We start from the raw sequence: 20,604 nt of genomic DNA on the forward strand, positions 1-20,604 counted from the left end.
CGGCGCGGAATCGGTCACTCACCAACTCACCCGTGTTGACGCGCCAACCGCTGCGGGCGGACACCCCCCGACCCACCCCCTTCCCGCCGCGGGCGACCGCGGCTCCGTGTGACTGACGCCGGAGCGAGCGGGCCTCTTGCCGCCGTACGCGGCTGCGGCGCAATACGACTGACGCCGAAGCGGCGGGCCTCTTCCCGCCGTACGCGGCTGCGGCGCCGTACGACTGACGCCGGAGCGAGCGGCCTCTTCCCGCCGCGGGCGGGGCTGCGGGTTCATGCGCCCGCGGCGGGGTGAGCCCGTTCCCGTCCGTCGGGCGGCTGCCCGTGCCCGACGACCGGACAGGCCACAGGCGGTGCGCCTGCGTGTGTCCGCCACCCGGCGAGCCCGTCTCCTTCCGCCGTGGGCGGCTGCGGCGCCATGCGCCCAACGCCGCGCTGAGCGGGCCTCTTCCCGCCGCGGGCGGCTGCCGGTCCATGCGCCTACGGCGGGGGTGAGCCGGTCCCCATCCGTCGGCGGTTGCCGCGCCGCGTGCCCGACGTCCGGTCAGGCCACAGGCGGTGCGCCTGGGTGTGTCCGCCACCCGGCGAGCCCGTCTCCTTCCGCCGTGGGCGGCTGCGGCGCCATGCGCCCAACGCCGCGTTGAGCGGGCCTCTTCCCGTCGTGGGCGGTTGCGGGTTCATGCGCCCGCGGCGGGGTGAGCCGGTTCCCGTCCGTCGGGCGGCTGCCCGTGCCCGACGTCCGGACAGGCCACAGGCGGTGCGCCTGCGTGTGTCCGCCACCCGGCGAGCCCGTCTCCTGCCGCCGTACGCCGGCGCGGCGCCATGCGCCCACCGCGGAGCGAGCCGGCCCCCAACGCCCGGACAGGTCACACCGGTGCGCCTGCGTGTGTCTGGTGCCGCTGCCGTCGTACGGGGGTGCGGTGTCGTGCGGCCGACGCCCGGCAGGGCGCACGTGGTGCCCCTCCGGCGGCCCGGGCGCGGCCGGGCCTTGTCGCTGTTTGTTTGTGTCGGGGTGGGGGTCAGGCTGTTGCGGCGTCCGGGGTGGGTGGGGTGAGGTGGGCTGCCAGCCAGGTGGGGACGCCGCCCAGGAGGCGGTAGAGGCGGCGGGCCTCCTCGCGGAGGCGGGAGGCCTCCGGTTCGGGTTCCGTGTCGGCCAGGGAGGCCAGTGCGGGGGCCGTGCCGACGAGGTAGCCCAGTTCCTCGCGGATCCGCAGGGACTCGGCGAAGCCGTGGCGGGCCTCGGCCAGGTCGCCCTCCCGGAGGGCCAGTCCGGCGAGGTGGCGCCAGGTGAAGGAGAGCAAAAGGGTGTTGGCGTGGGCCGTGGCGCCCGCGTGGGCGCGGCGGTAGGCGGCCTGGGCGGACTGGGGGGAGTGGGCGAGGTTCTCGGCGAGCAGGCCGCGCCGGAAGTCCAGCAGGGGGCGTCCGGGGGTGCCCGGAGGGATCAGGGCGGCCGCGCGGCCGAGAGCCGCGCGGGCCTCGTCGGCGCGGTCCCGGACCGTGTGCAGGGTGGCCGCGTAGGCGAGCTGCCCCCGCTCGCAGGCCGCCGCGCCCCGTTCCTCGTCGGTGAGGGCGAGGGCCTCGGCCGTGCGCAGGGCGTCTTCCGCCTCCTCCCAGCCCCGTTCGGTGTACAGACACCGTTCGACCAGCAGCGCGGCGCGCTGCAGCGCGGTCGCCGGCGTGGCCGGGGTCAGCAGGGCGGCCGCGTCGGCCCAGCAGGCCCGTGAGCGCAGCCTCCATACCGCGGTCTGGAGGGGATCGTCGTCAGAGGTCGTTCCAGAACCAGACATGGCGGTATGCGCCACGTTGCCCTCCCCGAGCACGCCATCGAGCTGTTGAGTGGTGGCCGCATTTCAACACCAATTCAGCTGCCCGGCCAAGAGGGTGGGTGAAGGATTTCACAAAGTCGTGGGAGTCCTCGGCCCTTCAGGTTTCAGCTCATGCGCAGCGCGAGGAAGAAGTCCAGCTTGTCCTCCAGGCGGGAAAGGTCGCGACTCGTCAACTGCTCGATGCGGCCGACCCGGTAGCGCAGCGTGTTGACGTGCAGGTGGAGCCGGGAGGCGCAGCGGGTCCAGGAGCCGTCGCTCTCCAGGAACGCCTCCAGGGTCGGGATCAGCTCGGCGCGGTGGCGGCGGTCGTAGTCGCGCAAGGGGTCCAGGAGCCGGGCCGTGAAGGCGCGGCGCACGTCGTCGGGGACGAAGGGCAGCAGCAGGACGTGCGACGCCAGCTCCTGGTGCCCCGCCGCGCAGACCCGCCCGGTGCGTGCCGCGGCCACCCGGCGGGCGTGCCGGGCCTCCTCCAGGGCGCCGCGCAGGCCCTCCGCCGAGTGGACGGCCGCGCTGACACCGAGGGTCACCCGCCCGTCGCCGTCCAGGCCGGCCGAGAGGGGGTCCCGTACGGAGGCGAGCAGGGCGTCCGCGAGCACGCCGGTCTCGGAGCCGTCGTGCTCCGCGGAGACCGCCGGAAGGGGGACCAGGGCGATCGCCTCGTCGCCCGTGTGGGCGACGGCGATGCGGTCGGACGGCTCGGGGCCGGTGGCCGCCGGGTCGACGAGGATCTCCTCCAGCAGGGACTGGGCCACCGGTCCCGCCTCGATCTCGGAGCCCTCCCACTCGACGCGGGCCACGACCACCTGCCAGTGCGGGGCGGCGCCGAGGCCCGGCAGCAGGACCGGCGCGGCCACGCGCAGGCGGGCCGCGATCTCGGCGGGCGCGGCGCCCGTCTGGACGAGCTCCAGGACCTCCTGGGCCAGCCGGCGGCGGACCGTTCGGGCGGCGTCGCGGCGGTCGCGTTCGACCGCGATCAGCTGGGTGACGCCGTGCAGCAGGTCCAGGCGCTCCTCCGCCCAGTCGCCGGCGTCCGCCTCCACGGCGAGCAGCCAGTCCGACAGGACCGTCTCGCGGACGTCCCGGGAGGCCTGCGGGGCGCGGCCGCTGCTGCGGACGGGGAAGACGGAGTACGTGGTGGTGCCGAGGATCAGGCGGTGCGGGCCGCGGCGGCCGGTGCGGGCGGCCGCCAGGTGCTCGGCGGCCAGCTTCGCGCAGGCCTCGGGGGGCCGTGTGGGCCCGCCGACCTTGGAGCCCGCGATGAGGCGGCCGGTGGGCGACAGCACCCAGGCGCGCAGGTCCAGGTCAGAGCCGAGGAGGTCGAGCACGACGTCGGGGCCGCCGCCCGCCGGGCCGGAGGTCATCATCCGGCGGTGCCGGTCGACCACCGCGGCGAGGTCCCCGGCGCGCTCGCCCGAGACCTGCCGTACGACGTGCTCGGTGATCGTGGCGAAGGCCACCGACTCGTGCACGGCGAACAGCGGGAGGCGGTGCCGGGCGCACGCGGCGACCAGGTCGTCGGGCACGTCGCCGAGCTCCGCCTCACCGGCCGCGAGGGCCGCGACGCCCGCCTGCGCCAGGAGCCGTACGAAGGGCTCGGAGTCGGCCGCGTCCCGGCGCCAGGCGAGGCCCGTCAGCACCAGTTCACCGCCGGAGAGGTAGCGGCTGGGGTCGCGCAGGTCCGTGGTCATCACGCCCCGCACGGTGCGGTCCAGCTCGTCCTCGCCGCCGAGCAGCCTGAGGCCCAGCGCGTCGGTGTCCAGCAGTGCGCGCAGCCGCATTCTCGTCGCCGCCGTTCTTTGTCTCGAAAACTACGATGGATCTTGACGGGCCTCGGATGGGCGGCCCGCGCGGTGGGCGGTTGAGCGGTGCTCGCCGTCTCCCGTGCTGTGCCCCAGGTCACGACGGCTGTGCCGGACGTTTCCCCAGGAAATCCAGGAGGTTGCTGATGACCTCTGTTCATACGAATCTACAAGATGCCCGCACTGGCCAGCCAACTCCTTCATGGTTTCGGTGACTGACCCCGTTGGAGCAAGGGGCTGTGTACTGACGTCAATCCGCGTTAACAGCACATGAACGAGCCGGGCCCGCCGCACACGGATTGGCTCAATCTGTACGACTCACGAGACGAAGAAGAGAGCCGGTCATGGACTTCCTTCGCCCCGCCAGCTGGGAGGAGGCGCTCGCCGCGAAGGCCGAGCACCCCACCGCTGTGCCGATTGCGGGTGGCACCGATGTGATGGTCGAGATCAACTTCGACCACCGTCGGCCCGAGTACCTCATGGACCTCAACCGCATCGGCGACCTCTGCGAGTGGGAGGTCGGCGAGGACTCCGTGCGACTGGGTGCCTCCGTCCCGTACTCCCGGATCATGGAGCACCTGCGCGCCGAGCTGCCCGGTCTGGCCCTTGCCTCGCACACCGTGGCCTCGCCGCAGATCCGCAACCGCGGCGGCGTCGGCGGCAACCTCGGCACCGCCTCCCCGGCCGGTGACGCCCACCCCGCCCTCCTCGCCGCCGGCGCCGAGGTCGAGGTGGAGTCCGTCCGGGGCTCCCGGCGCATCCCGATCGACGAGTTCTACACCGGAGTGAAGCGCAACGCGCTCGCCGCCGACGAGCTGATCCGCGCCGTACACGTGAAGAAGGCGGACGGCCCCCAGCAGTACTCGAAGGTGGGCACCCGCAACGCCATGGTCATCGCCGTGTGCGCCTTCGGGCTCGCGCTGCACCCCCGGACGCGGACGGTGCGCACCGGCATCGGCTCCGCCGCCCCCACCCCGGTCCGGGCCAAGGCCGCGGAGGAGTTCCTGAACGCGGCGCTCGAAGAGGGCGGCTTCTGGGACAACGGAAAGATCATCACCCCGTCGGTCGCCAAGCAGTTCGCGGAGCTGTGCTCCGGCGCCTGCAACCCGATCGACGACGTGCGGGGCACGGCCGGCTACCGCCGGCACGCGGTGGGCGTCATGGCCCGCCGGACCCTGACCTGGACCTGGGAGTCGTACCGCGGCACCGCCGCACGCACGGAGGGAGCCGCGTAATGCGCGTCAATTTCACGGTCAACGGCCGTCCGCAGGAAGCCGACGACGTGTGGGAGGGCGAGTCCCTGCTGTACGTGCTGCGCGAGCGGCTCGGCCTGCCGGGGTCCAAGAACGCCTGCGAGCAGGGCGAGTGCGGCTCCTGCACGGTCCGCCTGGACGGTGTGCCGGTGTGTTCCTGCCTGGTCGCCGCCGGACAGGCCGAGGGCCGCGAGGTCGTCACCGTCGAGGGCCTCGCCGACTTCGCCAAGCAGCGGGCCGCGGGCGGCTGCGCCACCGGCGCGTGCGGCACCTCGCTTGACGAGGCGAAGGGCTGGCAGGCCAAGGGCACCGACTCGCAGACCGGCGAGGGCGGCGAACTCTCCCCGGTCCAGCAGGCGTTCATCGACGCCGGCGCGGTCCAGTGCGGTTTCTGCACGCCCGGCCTGCTGGTCGCCGCCGACGAGATGCTGGAGAGCAACCCGAACCCGTCCGACGCGGACATCCGCGAGGCGCTCTCGGGCAACCTGTGCCGCTGCACCGGCTACGAGAAGATCATGGACGCGGTCCGCCTGGCGGCCGCCCGTCAGTCCGAGGGGGTCTGAGATGCCGGCCAACGGCGCTCCTACGAAGATCACGCAGGGCTCGCAGACCAAGGGCGGCATCGGCGAGTCCACACTGCGCCCGGACGGCACCCTGAAGGTCACCGGCGAGTTCGCGTACTCGTCCGACATGTGGCACGAGGACATGCTGTGGGGCCAGATCCTGCGCTCCACGGTCGCGCACGCCGAGATCGTGTCGATCGACACCTCCGAGGCGCTCGCGACGGCGGGCGTGTACGCCGTGCTCACCTACGACGACCTGCCCACCGAGGTGAAGAACTACGGCCTGGAGATCCAGGACACCCCGGTCCTCGCGCACGGCAGGGTGCGCCACCACGGTGAGCCGGTCGCGATCGTCGCCGCCGACCACCCCGAGACGGCCCGCCGCGCCGCCGCCAAGATCAAGGTCGAGTACCGCGAGCTGCCCGTCATCACCGACGAGGCCTCCGCGACCGCGCCCGACGCGATCCTCCTCCACGAGGGCCGCGACGACCACCACGCAGGCCATGTCCCGCACCCCAACATCGTGCACCGCCAGCCCATCGTGCGCGGCGACGCGGACGCGGCCGCCCGCAGGGCGGACGTGATCGTCCGGGGCGAGTACACCTTCGGCATGCAGGACCAGGCCTTCCTCGGCCCCGAGTCCGGCCTCGCCGTCCCCGAGGAGGACGGCGGCGTCCACCTCTACATCGCCACCCAGTGGCTCCACTCCGACCTGCGCCAGATCGCGCCCGTGCTCGGCCTGCCCGAGGACAAGGTGCGGATGACCCTGGCGGGCGTAGGCGGCGCGTTCGGCGGCCGCGAGGACCTGTCGATGCAGATCCACGCCTGTCTGCTGGCGCTGCGCACGGGCAAGCCGGTGAAGATCGTCTACAACCGGTTCGAGTCCTTCTTCGGGCATGTGCACCGCCACCCGGCCAAGCTGTACTACGAGCACGGCGCCACCAAGGACGGCAAGCTCACCCACATGAAGTGCCGCATCGTCCTGGACGGCGGCGCCTACGCGTCCGCCTCCCCGGCGGTCGTGGGCAACGCCTCGTCCCTGTCGGTCGGACCGTACGTCGTCGAGGACGTCGACATCGAGGCCGTCGCCCTCTACACCAACAACCCGCCCTGCGGCGCCATGCGCGGCTTCGGCGCCGTCCAGGCGTGCTTCGCCTACGAGGCGCAGATGGACAAGCTCGCCGCGAAGCTCGGTATGGACCCGGTGGAGTTCCGGCAGCTCAACGCCATGGAACAGGGCACCCTCCTGCCGACCGGCCAGCCGGTCGACTCGCCGGCACCCGTCGCCGAACTCCTGCGCCGGGTACGGAAGATGCCGATGCCGCCGGAGCGCCAGTGGGAGTCCAGCGAGGGCGCCGACGTGCGCCAGCTGCCCGGCGGCCTGTCCAACACCACGCACGGCGAGGGCGTCGTCCGCGGTGTCGGCTACGCGGTCGGCATCAAGAACGTCGGCTTCTCCGAGGGATTCGACGACTACTCCACCGCCAAGGTGCGCATGGAGGTCGTCGGCGGCGAGCCCGTCGCGACCGTGCACACCGCCATGGCGGAGGTCGGCCAGGGCGGCGTCACCGTCCACGCGCAGATCGCCCGCACCGAGCTGGGCGTGGCGCAGGTGACCATCCACCCGGCCGACACCCAGGTGGGCAGCGCCGGCTCGACGTCCGCCTCGCGGCAGACGTACGTCACCGGGGGCGCCGTCAAGAACTCCTGCGAGCTGGTGCGCGAGAAGGTGCTGGAGATCGGGCGCCGCAAGTTCGGCTCCTACCACCCGGCCTGGGCCACCGCCGAGTTGCTGCTGGAGGGCGGCAAGGTCGTCACCGACGGCGGTGAGGTGCTGGCCGACCTGGTCGACGTGCTGGAGGACGAGTCCGTCGAGGTCGAGGAGGAGTGGCGGCACCGGCCGACCGAGGCCTTCGACCTGCGCACCGGCCAGGGCAACGGCCACGTCCAGTACTCCTTCGCCGCGCACCGCGCCGTCGTCGAGGTCGACACCGAGCTCGGCCTGGTCAAGGTGATCGAACTGGCCTGCGCCCAGGACGTCGGCAAGGCGCTGAACCCGCTGTCCGTCATCGGCCAGATCCAGGGCGGTACGACCCAGGGACTGGGTGTGGCGGTCATGGAGGAGATCGTCGTCGACCCGAAGACCGCGAAGGTGCGAAACCCCTCCTTCACGGACTACCTGATCCCGACCATCCTCGACACGCCGACCATTCCGGTCGACGTCCTCGAACTCGCCGACGACCACGCCCCGTACGGGCTGCGCGGTATCGGCGAGGCCCCGACCCTGTCCTCCACCCCGGCGGTCCTCGCGGCGATCCGCGCGGCGACGGGCCTGGAGCTGAACAGGACGCCGGTCCGCCCCGAGCACCTGACCGGCACCGCGTAAGACTCTCCGGGCGGCGCACGGAACGTCACACACTCCGCGTCGCCCGGAGCCCCGGACACCGCTCCGCTCGCGGTGCCCGGAACCGATCCGAATCGTTCGTCCCGGCCGTCCTCCGGGTCGTGCGGCCGAAGCACCTTCCCAAATCCCGCAGCCGCCACGGCGGTCGCATGCGGGTGCCCCTTTGAACCTTGGGAGTAGGCCCACATGACCCAGCAGTCACTGGAGCCCAAGACCGTCTCGCAGGACGCGGGTGGAGGAACCCGCGTCCCGGCCGGACGCTCTTGGCTCGACCGGTACTTCCACATATCCCACCGGGGATCCACGGTCGCGCGTGAGGTGCGCGGCGGCGTCACCACCTTCATGGCGATGGCGTACATCCTCCTCCTCAACCCCCTGATCCTGTCCGGCAAGGACACGGCGGGGGACACGCTCGGCCAGAAGGCCCTGATCACCGCGACCGCGTTCGCGGCGGCACTCACCACGCTGCTGATGGGTTTCGTCGGCAAGGTTCCCCTCGCGCTCGCCGCGGGCCTCTCCGTCTCCGGAGTCCTCGCCTCCCAGGTCGCACCCCAGATGACCTGGGGCCAGGCGATGGGCATGTGCGTGATGTACGGCGTGGTCATCATGCTGCTGGTCGTCACCGGCCTGCGTGAGATGATCATGAACGCGATCCCGCTGCCCCTGAAGCACGCGATCACCATGGGCATCGGGCTCTTCGTCGCACTGATCGGCTTCTACAAGGCCGGCTTCGTGCACCAGGGCGAGAGCACCCCCGTCGTCCTCGGCCCCACGGGCGAGCTGGCCGGCTGGCCGGTGCTGCTCTTCGCGGTGACCCTGCTGGCGATCTTCATGCTCCAGGCGCGCGGCGTCCCGGGCGCCATCCTGATCGGCATCGTGGCCGGCACCGTGATCGCCGTGGCCCTCAACGCGGCCGAGGTGATCGACCCCGGGCAGTGGGCCGGCGGCGCGCCCGAACTGAGCGGCGGCGCGGTCTCCATGCCCGACTTCTCCGCCTTCGGCGACGTCGAGTTCGGCGGCTGGGGCGAGGTCGGCGCGATGACCGTCGGCATGATCGTCTTCACCCTGGTGCTGGCCGGCTTCTTCGACGCGATGGCCACCATCATCGGCGTCGGTACCGAGGCCAAGCTCGCCGACGACAAGGGCCGGATGCCGGGCCTGTCCAAGGCGCTGTTCATCGACGGCGCGGGCGGCGCGATCGGCGGTGTCTCCGGCGCCTCCGGGCAGACCGTGTTCGTGGAGTCGGCGACCGGGGTCGGCGAAGGGGCCAGAACGGGCCTGTCGTCCGTCGTCACCGGCCTGTTCTTCGCGGCGTGCCTGTTCTTCACGCCGTTGACGGCGATCGTGCCGGGCGAGGTCGCGGCCGCCGCCCTGGTGGTGATCGGCGCCATGATGATGATGAACGCCCGGCACGTCGACTGGTCCGACCGGGCCACCGCGATCCCGGTCTTCCTGACCGTCGTGATCATGCCGTTCACGTACTCGATCACCGCGGGTGTCGCCGCGGGCGTCGTCTCGTACGTCGCCATCAAGACCGCGCAGGGCAAGGCGCGCGAGATCGGGGCCTTCATGTGGGCCCTGACGGTGATCTTCGTGGTGTTCTTCGCGCTCCACCCCATCGAGAGCTGGATGGGCGTCCACTAGGTGCGGCCGAGGCGCCCGCCCTTCACCCGACCGTTTGAGGAGAACGACAGATGCTGGACATCGCCGACGAGCTGCACAGGTGGGTCGAGCAGGGACGCGACTTCGCCGTGGCCACCGTGGTGGCCGTGGGGGGCAGCGCCCCGCGCCGGCCCGGCGCCGCCCTCGCGGTGGACGCCGACGGCACGGCGATCGGATCGGTCTCCGGCGGCTGTGTGGAGGGCGCCGTCTACGAACTGTGCCAACAGGCGCTGCGGGACGGGGAGCCGGTCCTGGAGCGCTTCGGCTACAGCGACGACGACGCCTTCGCGGTCGGCCTGACCTGCGGCGGCGTCATCGACATCCTGGTCACCCCGGTCCGGGCGGCCGATCCCGTCCGGCCGGTGGTCGCGGCCGCGGTGGCCACGGCGGCCCGGCGCGAGCCGGCCGCGGTGGCCCGGATCGTCTCCGGCCCCGGCGAGCTGACGGGCGGCCGCGCGCTGCTGGTCCGCCCCGACGGGTCCTACGACGGTGGCTTCGGCGCCCATCCCGAGCTGGACCGCACCGTCGCGGCCGAGGCGGGCGCCTTCCTGGACGCGGGCCGCACCGGCACCCTGGAGATCGGTGAGCAGGGCTCCCGGTGCGGTACGCCGCTCACGGTCCTGGTCGAGTCCTCGGTCCCCGCCCCCCGCATGATCGTCTTCGGTGCCATCGACTTCGCCTCGGCACTGGTCCGCGTCGGCAAGTTCCTCGGCTACCACGTCACGGTGTGCGACGCCCGGCCCGTGTTCGCGACGCCGACCCGCTTCCCCGACGCCGACGACATCGTCGTCGAGTGGCCCCACACCTACCTGGAGCGCACCGGCGTCGACGCCCGCACGGTCCTGTGCGTGCTCACCCACGACGCCAAGTTCGACGTACCCCTGCTCCGGCTCGCGCTGCGGCTGCCGGTGGCCTACGTCGGCGCCATGGGCTCCCGCCGTACCCACCTCGACCGCGACAGGCGGCTGCGCGAGGTCGGTGTCACCGACCTGGAGCTGGCCCGTCTGCGCTCGCCGATCGGCCTCGACCTCGGCGCGCGGACGCCGGAGGAGACGGCGCTGTCCATCGCCGCCGAGATCGTCGCGGGCCGGCGGGGCGGCAGCGGCGTCTCGCTGACCGGCGCGCACACCCCGATCCACCACGACAACCCGTCGGCCCCGGCGGGACGCATCGGGTCGGTGGCCTGAGCGGGCTGCTCAGGGCCGGGGCCACTTCGGGGCGCCGCCGGTCACCGCCCGCGCAGCAGGCGGTTCGCCGCCCGGCCGAACACCAGGCGGGACGCGCGCTCCACGGTGCCGTCGAGGAAGGACGGCAGCATGCGCACGCGCAGTTCCTCGCGCCAGACGACGTGCGCGCGCCCGCCCGGTCCGGGGCGGACCTCGATCTCCGCCCAGCCGCGCATCACCCGCCCGCGCTTCTCCAGCCGGCACCGGCCCGGGGTGTCGTCGCCGGGCGGCTGCCAGACGGTGACCTCCATCCGGTCGTCGAAGGTGAGCGGCCCGACGCCCGAGCGGGCCACGAACTCCGTGCCCTCGCGTGTCGGTCCGGGGGTGAGCACGGTGACGCGGGTCAGCGGGACGACGTCACCGTGCCGGGGCCAGTCGGTGAGCCGGCGCCAGGCCTCGGGCAGGGGCAGAGGAGCCGTGCGTTCGAGCAGGAAGGTCGCCACGCGGGGATCCTAAGCGGGATGCCCGCCCGGCCCGAGCCCGACAGGCCCAGGGCCCGCCGCACAGGCCCTAGCGGTACACCTGGCCGGGTTCGGCCCTTCCGGGGGCGAGCAGTTGAGGGACCGTCACGAAGACGTATCCGCGCTCCTTCAGCGCGTCGATGATGCCCGGCACGGCCGGCACGGTGCCGTCGTAGATGTCGTGCAGCAGGATGATGCCGTCGCGCTCCGTCTGCGCCAGCACGCGCCGGCGGATCAGATCGGAGTCCTCGGTCGTGTAGTCCTTGGCGGTCACGCTCCACAGGACCTCGGACAGGCCGAGTTCGCGGCAGATCTCGTGCACGGTGTCGTCCGTACGGCCCTGCGGCGGGCGCATGAGGGTGGGGCGGCGGCCGGTGAGCCGCTCTATCTCCTCGTTGGGGCGCCGGAGTTCCTCCCGTATCTCGTCCGGCTCCAGCTCGGTGAGGATCTTGTGGTCCCAGGTGTGGCTGGCCACCTCGTGGCCCTCGTCGGCCATCCGCCGCACCAGCTCCGGGAACTTCTCGATGTGCCGCTTGCCGAGCAGGAAGAAGGTCGCCGGGACCTGCTTCTCCTTCAGGATGTCGAGCAGGCGAGGAGAGTTCTCGCTGGGGCCCGCGTCGAACGTGAGCGCGACGCACTTGGCCCGCCGGCAGTCGACGCTGCCGAACACGGCGGCCTTCGCGGCGGAGGCGGCCTCGGCGCGGACCGCGCTGGGAGCGGTGGTCTCCAGGGTGGTGCAGCCCGACAGGACGGGCGCCAGGCACAGGGCCGCCAGGAAAGCGGCGGCGCCACGGAACGAGATCCCCCGTCTTCGCATCTTCCCGGTCGGCTCGGTCGGTGAGAGCGCGCGTATTCCGCGCCGGACGGCAGGTCGTGAGGGCATGGCGCGACTATACATCGCGTGTATAGACGGAGTGCATAGTGGGTCACGCGGACGACGGACGAGCGTCCCGGGCGCGCCCGGAGTGCTCCCGTACGGGTTTGAGCCGGCCGCACACTGGCACCCGGGCACACATGACCACCGCCTACGCCGTGGTGATCCCCACGCTCGCCCGTGACACCCTGGCCGACTGCCTCGGCGCGCTCGCCGCCGCCATCGGCCCCCGCCCGCGGGAGATCGTCCTGGTCGACGACCGGCCCGACCCGGACCCGGTGGCGCTGGAGCACCCGATGCACGTCCTGGGCGATCTGCGCGACCGTACGACCGTGCTGTACGGCGGCGGTCTCGGACCCGCCGCCGCCCGCAACACCGGCCTGCGCGCCGTCGCCTCCCCCTGGGTCGCCTTCCTGGACGAGGACGCGCAGGTCGGGCCGTACTGGTGCGAGCAGATCACCCGGGACCTGGCCGCCGCGAGCCCCGACACGGCGGGCGTGCAGGGCGTGATCGCCGTGCCGCTGCCGGCCCGCCACCGCCCCACCGACGGGGAGCGCGAGACGGTGGCACGGGCGCGGGCCCGCTGGGGCACCGTCGACATGGCCTACCGCACCGAGGCCCTCAAGCAGGCCCGGGGTTTCGACGAACGCTTCCTGCGCGCCCACCGCGAGGACGTCGACCTGGCGCTGCGGCTGCTGGACTCCGGATGGGGCATACGGCAGGGGCGGCGCACCACCCGGCACCCGGTGCCCCCGGCCGGCCGCTGGGCCTCGCTGGCCGCCCAGCGCGGGCAGGCCGACGACGCGCTGATGCTGCGCCTGCACGGCGCCGGGTGGTGGTACAAGGCGGCCGCGCGGCGAGGCCGGATCCGCAGCCACCTCGCCGTGACCGCGGCGGGCGCGACGGCCTGCGTGCTCGCGGCGGCCCGGTGGCGTACGGCGGCGGCCGTCGCCGCGGCCTTCTGGGCCGCGGGCACCGCCGAGTACGCCTGGGCCCGCATCGCGCCCGGCCCGCGCACCCGGGACGAGGTGACCACCCTGCTGGCGACCAGCGTGCTCATCCCCCCGGCCGCCACCTGGTACTGGCTCGGCGGACTGTGGCGGCACCGAGGCGTCCGCCCCTGGCGCGAGGCGGCCTTGTGAGCCGGATCCTCCGAGCCGGATCCTCACCGCGCGACCGGCCGGGGAGACCGAGGTGACTACAGGGCCCGTGCCACGAGCAGGGCGACGTCGTCGTGGTCCTCGGGGCGGCGCAGCCCGTACAGGAGGAGGTCGCAGGTCTCCTCCAGGGGCCGGCGCGGCACGTCGAGGAAGGTGAGCAGGGCGTCGAGGCGTTCGTCGATGGGGTGGTGGCGGGTCTCGACGAGGCCGTCGGTGTAGAGGACCAGCAGGTCGCCGGGGGCCAGCTGGACGGTGGTGGCCTCGAAGGGGATGCCGCCGATGCCGAGCGGGGCCGCCGGCGGCAGGTCGAGCAGTTCGGGGGCGCGGCCGGGGCGGGCCAGCGCGGGCGGCATGTGTCCGGCGTTCGCGATGCGGCACCGGCCGGTACGGGGGTCGTACACGGCGTACAGGCACGTGACGATGTAGTGCTCCAGATCGCAGGTGATCTTGTCGAGGTGCTGGAGCACCGCCTCGGGCGCGAGATCGAGGTCCGCGTAGGCACAGGTCGCCGTGCGCAGCCGTCCCATGGTGGCGGCGGCGTCGATGCCGTTGCCCATGACGTCGCCGACGACGAGGGCGGTCTTGTCGTCGTCCAGTCCGATCACGTCGTACCAGTCGCCGCCGACCTCGCTCGTGGACTGGGCGGGCTGGTAACGGGAGGCCAGCTCCAGGCCGGTGTGGTGCGGCGCGTGGTCGGGCAGCAGGCTGCGCTGGAGGGTGAGGGCGGTGTTGCGCACGCTCTGGAACCACCGCGCGTTGTCGATGGCCACCGCGGCCCGGCTGGCCAGCTCACCGGCCAGGACGACGTCGTCCTGGTCGAACGGCAGCGGGTTGCCGGTCCGTTTGAGGTCGAGGGCGCCCAGCACCTCGCCGTGCGCGATCAGCGGCACGGCGAGATAGGAGTGCACCCCCGCCTGCGCCAGCAGCGCCCCTGCCTCCTCGTCCCGGGCGATCCGCGGCAGGTCGCGCTCGCCCACGTTGCGCACCAGGACCGGCCGGCCGGTGTGGACGCACAGGGTGACCAGGCGGTCCCCGTCGTAGGAGGCGAGGTCGCCGGGCGGGTCGGCGGCGCGCAGCGCCACCGTGGGCCGCGCCGCCTTCAGGGCGAGGGCGCGGAACAGCTCCGGGCCGTTGTCGGGGGTCCGGGTACGGCGGCAGGCCAGCGCCGAGTCCAGCACGTCCACCGCGACGACGTCGGCCAGTTCACGGGCGGCGATCTCCGCCAGTTCGCGCGCGGTCTGCTCCACCTCCAGCGTCGTACCGACCCGGGTGGACGCGTCGGCGATCAGCGCCAGCCGCCGCCGGGCGCGGTCGGCCTCGGCGGCCGCGCGGTGCCGTTCGGTGACGTCGACGACCGAGGTGGCCGCGCCGAGGACGCGCCCGCCGGAGTCCTCCAGCCGGTAGAACGACAGCGACCAGGCGTGCTCGTGCTCGGGGTCGGTCGGCGGCCTGCCCACGTGGTACTGGTCGAGCAGCGGGGTGCCGGTGGTGAGCACCTGGCGCAGGCAGGCCTCGACGGTGTCGATGTCCGGCAACTCCATGATCTCCCGGAGGTGGTGCCCGATGTGGTCCTCGGCGGGCACCCCGTCGATGCGCTCCAGCGCCGGGTTGACGAGCAGATAGCGCAGATCGGGGTCCATGAGGGCCAGACCGATGGGGGACTGGTTGATCAGCCGTTCGCACAGGGCGAGATCCGTCTCGACCCGCTGGAGCAGGTTGTGGTCGGCGGCGATGCCGAGGGCGTAGACGTCGCCGAGGTCGTCCAGGAGCCGCATGTTGCGGAACTCCGTCAGCCGGCTGCTGCCGTCCTTGTGCCGGATGGGGAAGGCGCCCGCCCAGCTCCGGCCGGTCTCCAGCACCTCCATGAACAGCTTCGCCACGGCCGGCAGGTGCTCGGGGTGGACGAACAGCCGTGCCGCGTACGTGCCGAGCGCCTCCTCCGCGGTGTAGCCGAAGAGCTCCTGCGCCTGCGGCGTCCAGAACACGATGCGCCCCTCGGCGTCGACCACCACCGCGCCGACGCTCAGCACGTCCAGCAGGCCGATCGGCCTGGGTGTCTCCGGGCCGTACTCGGCCTCCTCGGACGGGAAGGATTCGGCTGTCATCCCTGATCCTCCTCCACCGGCAGGCGGAAGTGACGACGTGCCCTTCCATGCTGCCCCCGGCCCCCTGCCTTGCCCAGTCCGGGGCCCGGGGCACCCGCCGGGGCCGTGCACATCGGTCCGACTAGCAGGACCATGGTTCGTGTAAAGGATGGGGACCCATGGAAGCTGCGCGACACGGTTCCGAACCGCCGGCGCCCCCCGGCGAGCGCGACCCCCTCGACGCGTCCACCGACGCGGCGGCGGTGGTCTCCGGCACCGGCGCGGTGATCGGCTGGACCCGTGCCGCCGAGCAACTCCTCGGTCTCCCGGCGCGGGACGTGGTCGGCGGCTCGGCCGCCCGGCTCCTGGCGGGGCCTGTGGACCAGCAGCGCGTCGGCGGTGTCGCCGAGCGCTGCCGCGCCGGTATGGGGTGGAGCGGGCGCCTCGCGCTGCGGCACCGCGACGGCCGCCGGATCGACGCCGACGTGCGGGTGTCCGCCGGCTTCCGGATCGGTGCGCAGGAGTGCTTCCTGGTCTCGGCGCGGCAGCAGCGCGGGCAGTGGGCGGCCGGCCGGACCGTCCTCGACAACTTCCTGACCCGCTCGCCGGTCGGCATGGCCGTCGTGGACCTGGAGCTGCGGTACGTGTGGCTGAACGACACCCTGGAACGCTTCGGCGGAATCCCCCGGGAGCAGCGCCTGGGCCGCCGGATGAGCGACCTGCTGCCGGGGCTCCAGGCGGAGACCCTCGAAGGCCTGATGCGCAAGGTGCTGGCCACCGGGATGCCCGTCACCGACTACGAGTACGTCGGCTGGAGCTGGGCCGACCCGCACCGCCAGCACGCCTACTCCACCTCCTTCTTCCCGCTGGTCGACGGCGGCGGGACGGTCACGGGCGTCTGCTACATGGTCCTCGACGTCACCGAGCGGTGGAACGCCCGCCAGTTGCTGTCCCTGGTCAACGACGCCGGGGCCAGCATCGGGAGGACGCTCGACGTGATGCGCACGGCGCAGGAGCTCGCCGACTTCGCCGTCCCCCGCTTCGCGGACTTCGTCGTCGTCGACCTGCTGGAACCCGTGCTCAGCACCGAGGGGCACGGAGCGTGGCTCACCGACGCGGGACCGGCGTCCGCCCGGCCGGTGATGCGCCGCGCGGGCATGACCTCGGTGCGCGCGGGCTGCCCCGAGGCCGTGGCGCGGGTCGGGGAGCGGGTGGACTTCCTTCCGCCGCCGCACAACCCGCGCGTGCTCATCGACGGCGAGCCGATCCTCATCCCGGTGCTCGATCCGGCCGACGCCCTGTGGGTCGCCGAGCAGCCCGCGCGCGTGGAGTCCATCCGGGACTTCGGACTGCACTCCCTCCTGTCCGTGCCGATGCGGGCACGGAACACCGCCCTCGGCCTCACCACGTTCCTGCGCTCGCTCAACCCCGTGCCGTTCCAGCCCGACGACGTGCTGCTGGCCCGCGAGCTGGTGGCGCGGGCGGCGCTGTGCGTCGACAACGCCCGCCGCTACACCCGGGAGCACACGGCGGCGATCACCCTGCAACGCAGCCTGCTGCCGCAGGCCCTGACGGGCGGTACGGCGCTGGAGGCGGCCTCCTACTACCTGCCGGCCGATCCGATCGGCGGGGTCGGCGGCGACTGGTTCGACGTGATCCCGCTGTCCGGGGCGCGCGTGGGCCTTGCCGTCGGGGACGTGGTCGGGCACGGCATCACCGCCGCGGCGGCGATGGGGCGGCTGCGCACCGCGGTGCAGACCCTCGCCGACATGGAGCTGTCCCCGGCCGACCTGCTGGCCCACCTCGACGACCTCGTGCTGCGGCTGAGCGAGGAGCCCGACGAGAGCACGACCGCCTTCCTCGGCGCGACCTGTCTGTACGCCGTCTACGACCCGGTCAGCAGGCTCTGCACGATGGCTCGCGCGGGGCATCCGCCCCCCGTCGTCGTGGCGCCCGACGGCCGGGTCACTTTCCCGGAGCCGCCCGCCGGGCCGCCGCTGGGGCTGGGGGGCCTGGGGTTCGAGTCCTCCGAGATCGAACTCGCCGAGAACAGTCTCCTCGGCCTCTTCACCAACGGCCTCGTCTCGGGGGCCGACCGCGACATGGAACGCGGGATGTCCCGGCTCGGCGAGGTGCTGGCACGCCACCCCGCCACGCCGGACGAACCGCGCGCGTCCGGCGAGGACGGTGCGGCGCGGCCGGGCGGGGCCGTGCTCGCCGGGGCCGACGACGGGGCCGGTCCCGCGCAGGCCGACGGCGCGGGCACCGAGGCAGGCGCGGGCACCGATCCGGACGCCGGTGTCGTGGAGGGCGGCAGCTGCCGTGCGGACGCGGGACCGGCAGGTGGTGGTCACGCGCAGGCGAGCGTCACCGCGGACGGCGGCACCCGCGGCGACCGGACGCCGGGCGCCGATCTCGCGGACCTGTGCGCGTCCGTGGTGCGCGGACTCGTGCCCGTGCCCCAGTCCGACGACATCGCACTGCTCCTGACGCGCACCCACGTCCTGGGCGCCGACCATGTCGTCTCCTGGGACGTGCCCGCCGACCCCGCGGCCGTCGCGGACGTCCGGGGCCGGGCCACCCGCCAGGTCGCGGCCTGGGGCCTGGAGGAGCTGGCCATGTCCACGGAGCTGATCGTGAGCGAACTGGTCACCAACGCGGTCCGCTACGCCGCGCCCCCGATCCGTCTGCGCATGCTCCGCGACTCCAGGCTGACCTGCGAGGTCGCCGACGCGAGCAGTACCGCGCCGCGGCTGCGGCACGCCCGCAGCACGGACGAGGGCGGCCGCGGCCTGTTCCTGGTGGCCCAGCTCGCCCACCGCTGGGGAGCCCGCCACACCGCCGGGGGAAAGATCATCTGGGCGGAGCAGGAGATCCCGTGAGGCGACGAAGCGGGACGCTCGGTACGGCCCCTGGGGGCGCGGCCGAGGTGCCCGACCGACGGGGTGCCGAGCGCTCGTCGGGGGCGTAGCGTCCTCATATGGGCGAGTTCGGGCGCCTCGGAGCGTGCGGATGCCGAGCCCCCGGGGGACCCCGCGGCCGGCCGCACGGCTGCCCCCCGACGGCGGAGGTGCCAGGTGGCCGGCAGGCGTGACGCGGCCGACGGCGTGAAGGAACTGGACACCGCGTTCGCGGAGGCGGTGCGCGGAACGGGCGCGTCCGTCGGTGCGCTGTTCCTGCTCGCGGCGGACGAACAGGTGCTGTGCCTGGAGGCGCTGTGCGGCGCGCCGGCCGAGTTCGCCGCCCCCTGGGTGCGGGTCCCGGTAGCCACCCCGGCTCCGGTGTCGGTCGCCGTCCGCGAGGAGCGCCTGGTGTGGGTGGGCAGCCAGGAGGAGATGTCCCGCACCTATCCGCGCACCGCGATGGTGCTGCCGTACCCCCTCGCCCTGGTCGCCGCGCCGGTCACCGGCGTCCGGCGGTGGGGCGTGCTGCTGCTGATGTGGCCGGCCACCCGCCCGCCCTACATGACGGGACGGGAGCGGGGGAACATCGCCTCCAGCTGCCTGCGTCTGGCCCGGCTGCTGGAGGACGCGGAGCAGACCGGCAGGTGCCGCGCCGCGGGCGACCGTCCACGCGTCGTCCCCGCCGGGACCGGCCGCCGCTCCACGAGCCCGGCGATGGCGGCCGCCGACTTCGTGGAGCGCCTGCCCGGCGGCAGCTGCGCCCTGGACCTGGAGGGCCGCCTCACCTACGTCAGCGACGGCGCCGAGGAGCTGCTCGGCGCCGACGCCGGGCAGTTGCTGGGCACCGTGCCGTGGCAGTCGCTGCGCTGGCTCGACGATCCGGCGTACGAGGACCGCTACCGTGCCGCGGTCCTGACCCGCGAGCCCGTCTCCTTCACCGCGTGCCGCCCGCCCGGGCGGTGGCTGGACATCCACCTCTACCCGGACGCCAGCGGCATCAGCGTCCGGATCGTGCCCACCGGTGCCCGGCCGCCGCCCGCTCCGGCGCCCCGCCACCCGGCGCGCCCCGCCACGCCGGCCCGCGCCGGCCACCTCTACCAGCTGACCCACCTGGCCGCGGGGCTGACCGAGGTCGTCGGCGTCCAGGACGTCATCGCGCTGGTCGCCGACCAGATCATGCCCGCCTTCGGGGCCCAGGGCCTGGTGCTGTCCACCGCCGAGGCGGGCAGGCTGCGGATCACCGGCTACCGCGGCTACAGCGCCGCCGTCGTCGAACGTCTCGACGGACTGCCCATCGACACCGGCCTCACCCCGGCCGGGAGCGCCCTCACCAGCGGCATCCCCGCCTTCTTCGGCGACCCGGAGGAGATGCGGCGCGTCCACCCCGAGGCCCAGCCCATCAGCGGCAAACAGGCCTGGGCCTTCCTGCCGCTGATCGTCTCCGGCAGACCGGTGGGCATCTGCGTCCTGTCCTACGACCAGCCCCACACCTTCCCGGCCGAGGAACGCGCGGTGATGACCTCGCTCGCCGGCCTCATCGCCCAGGCCCTCGACCGCGCCCGCCTCTACGACACCAAGCACGACCTCGCCCACGGGCTCCAGCAGGCGCTGCTGCCGCGCACCCTCCCCGCGGTCGACGGTCTGCGGGTCGCCGCCCGCTACCTGCCCGCCACCTGGGGCATGGACATCGGCGGAGACTTCTACGACCTTATCCGGCTCGGCGACACGGACGCCGCGGCCGTCATCGGCGACGTCCAGGGCCACAACGTCGCGGCCGCCGCCCTGATGGGGCAGGTGCGCACCGGCGTCCACGCGCACGCCACCCTCGGCGCCACCCCCGACCAGGTGCTCCGCGGCACCAACCGGCTCCTGACCGATCTCGCACCCGACCTGTTCACCAGCTGCCTCTACGCCCATCTCGACTTCGCCCGCCGCCGCGTGACGCTGGCCAGCGCCGGTCACCCGCCACCGCTGCGGCGCCTCTCCGGCCGGGACGCCTCTCCCGTCGAGGTGCCGCCCGGACCCCTGCTGGGGATCGACCCCGACGCCGAGTTCCCCGTCACCGAGATCCCGTTCCCGCCCGGGCTGATGCTCGCCTTCTACACCGACGGCCTCATCGAGCGGCCCGGCGTCGACCTGGACGACTCCATCGCCGGGCTCACCCGGCACCTCGCCGCCGCCGACGACCGCGACCTCGACGTGCTGGCCGACACCCTGCTGCGGCAGTGCGGCAGCGCGGCGCAGCGCACCGACGACATCGCCCTCCTGGTCCTGCACGACCGCCTGGCGGGGGCCGGTACGGAGCCCGGCTGACGGCGGCCCGGCGCGTCGGGCCCAGCTCGGGCGACGGACACCCGACGACCCTGCGGGCACCGTCCGGCGGGCGGGTG

13 protein-coding genes are annotated in these 20,604 nt (G+C 73.7%); 8 read left to right on the top strand and 5 right to left on the bottom strand.

Going from position 1 to position 20,604, the window contains the following annotated elements:
• Positions 1-1,018: 1,018 nt before the first annotated feature.
• Both ACIP2X_RS00005 and ACIP2X_RS00010 read right to left on the bottom strand, forming a co-directional pair.
• On the bottom strand, positions 1,019-1,786 hold the full coding sequence (locus ACIP2X_RS00005; RefSeq protein ID WP_401665273.1) for a hypothetical protein: 768 nt from the start codon (positions 1,784-1,786) through the stop codon (positions 1,019-1,021).
• A 143-nt stretch (positions 1,787-1,929) separates the two neighbouring features.
• Complete coding sequence (locus tag ACIP2X_RS00010) at positions 1,930-3,603, bottom strand: PucR family transcriptional regulator (protein ID WP_401665275.1); 1,674 nt, start codon at positions 3,601-3,603, stop codon at positions 1,930-1,932.
• A 365-nt stretch (positions 3,604-3,968) separates the two neighbouring features.
• Here ACIP2X_RS00010 and ACIP2X_RS00015 point away from each other — a divergent pair, with 365 nt between their 5' ends.
• The 5 genes from ACIP2X_RS00015 (at position 3,969) to ACIP2X_RS00035 (ending at position 10,693) form a co-directional block, all read left to right on the top strand.
• Entirely contained in the window at positions 3,969-4,859 is an 891-nt protein-coding gene (locus ACIP2X_RS00015) for an FAD binding domain-containing protein (protein ID WP_401665277.1), read from the top strand.
• Entirely contained in the window at positions 4,859-5,440 is a 582-nt protein-coding gene (locus ACIP2X_RS00020) for a (2Fe-2S)-binding protein (RefSeq protein WP_401665279.1), read from the top strand. Before ACIP2X_RS00015 ends, ACIP2X_RS00020 begins: the two co-directional genes overlap by 1 nt.
• A 1-nt stretch (position 5,441) precedes the next feature.
• Positions 5,442-7,826 (top strand): xanthine dehydrogenase family protein molybdopterin-binding subunit, encoded by a 2,385-nt coding sequence (locus tag ACIP2X_RS00025; protein WP_401665282.1) that lies wholly within the window; start codon positions 5,442-5,444, stop codon positions 7,824-7,826.
• Positions 7,827-8,030: 204 nt separating this feature from the next.
• Positions 8,031-9,488: an NCS2 family permease gene (locus ACIP2X_RS00030; RefSeq protein WP_401665284.1), complete on the top strand. Its 1,458-nt coding sequence runs from the start codon at positions 8,031-8,033 to the stop codon at positions 9,486-9,488.
• Between the two features lie 50 nt (positions 9,489-9,538).
• Positions 9,539-10,693, top strand: a complete 1,155-nt coding sequence (locus tag ACIP2X_RS00035) for an XdhC family protein (protein ID WP_401665286.1) — start codon at positions 9,539-9,541, stop codon at positions 10,691-10,693.
• A gap of 41 nt (positions 10,694-10,734) precedes the next feature.
• Here ACIP2X_RS00035 and ACIP2X_RS00040 read toward each other — a convergent pair whose 3' ends face one another.
• The gene (locus ACIP2X_RS00040) at positions 10,735-11,175 is read right to left on the bottom strand and encodes an SRPBCC family protein (RefSeq protein ID WP_401665289.1); all 441 of its coding nucleotides are present in this window, start codon (positions 11,173-11,175) and stop codon (positions 10,735-10,737) included.
• Between the two features lie 67 nt (positions 11,176-11,242).
• Complete coding sequence (locus tag ACIP2X_RS00045) at positions 11,243-12,010, bottom strand: polysaccharide deacetylase family protein (RefSeq protein ID WP_401668741.1); 768 nt, start codon at positions 12,008-12,010, stop codon at positions 11,243-11,245.
• Between the two features lie 197 nt (positions 12,011-12,207).
• Between ACIP2X_RS00045 and ACIP2X_RS00050 the strand changes: the two genes are divergently transcribed.
• Positions 12,208-13,209, top strand: a complete 1,002-nt coding sequence (locus ACIP2X_RS00050; protein WP_401665292.1) for a glycosyltransferase family 2 protein — start codon at positions 12,208-12,210, stop codon at positions 13,207-13,209.
• A gap of 56 nt (positions 13,210-13,265) precedes the next feature.
• Here ACIP2X_RS00050 and ACIP2X_RS00055 read toward each other — a convergent pair whose 3' ends face one another.
• On the bottom strand, positions 13,266-15,332 hold the full coding sequence (locus ACIP2X_RS00055) for a SpoIIE family protein phosphatase (protein WP_401665294.1): 2,067 nt from the start codon (positions 15,330-15,332) through the stop codon (positions 13,266-13,268).
• A 158-nt stretch (positions 15,333-15,490) separates the two neighbouring features.
• Between ACIP2X_RS00055 and ACIP2X_RS00060 the strand changes: the two genes are divergently transcribed.
• The gene (locus tag ACIP2X_RS00060; RefSeq protein WP_401665296.1) at positions 15,491-18,193 is read left to right on the top strand and encodes a SpoIIE family protein phosphatase; all 2,703 of its coding nucleotides are present in this window, start codon (positions 15,491-15,493) and stop codon (positions 18,191-18,193) included.
• Positions 18,194-18,388: 195 nt separating this feature from the next.
• A complete protein-coding gene (locus tag ACIP2X_RS00065) occupies positions 18,389-20,527 on the top strand; it encodes a SpoIIE family protein phosphatase (RefSeq protein ID WP_401665299.1) in 2,139 nt (712 codons plus the stop codon).
• Positions 20,528-20,604: the final 77 nt, after the last annotated feature.

The organism is Streptomyces sp. NPDC089424 (genome assembly GCF_044749345.1).
GTDB lineage: Bacteria > Actinomycetota > Actinomycetes > Streptomycetales > Streptomycetaceae > Streptomyces.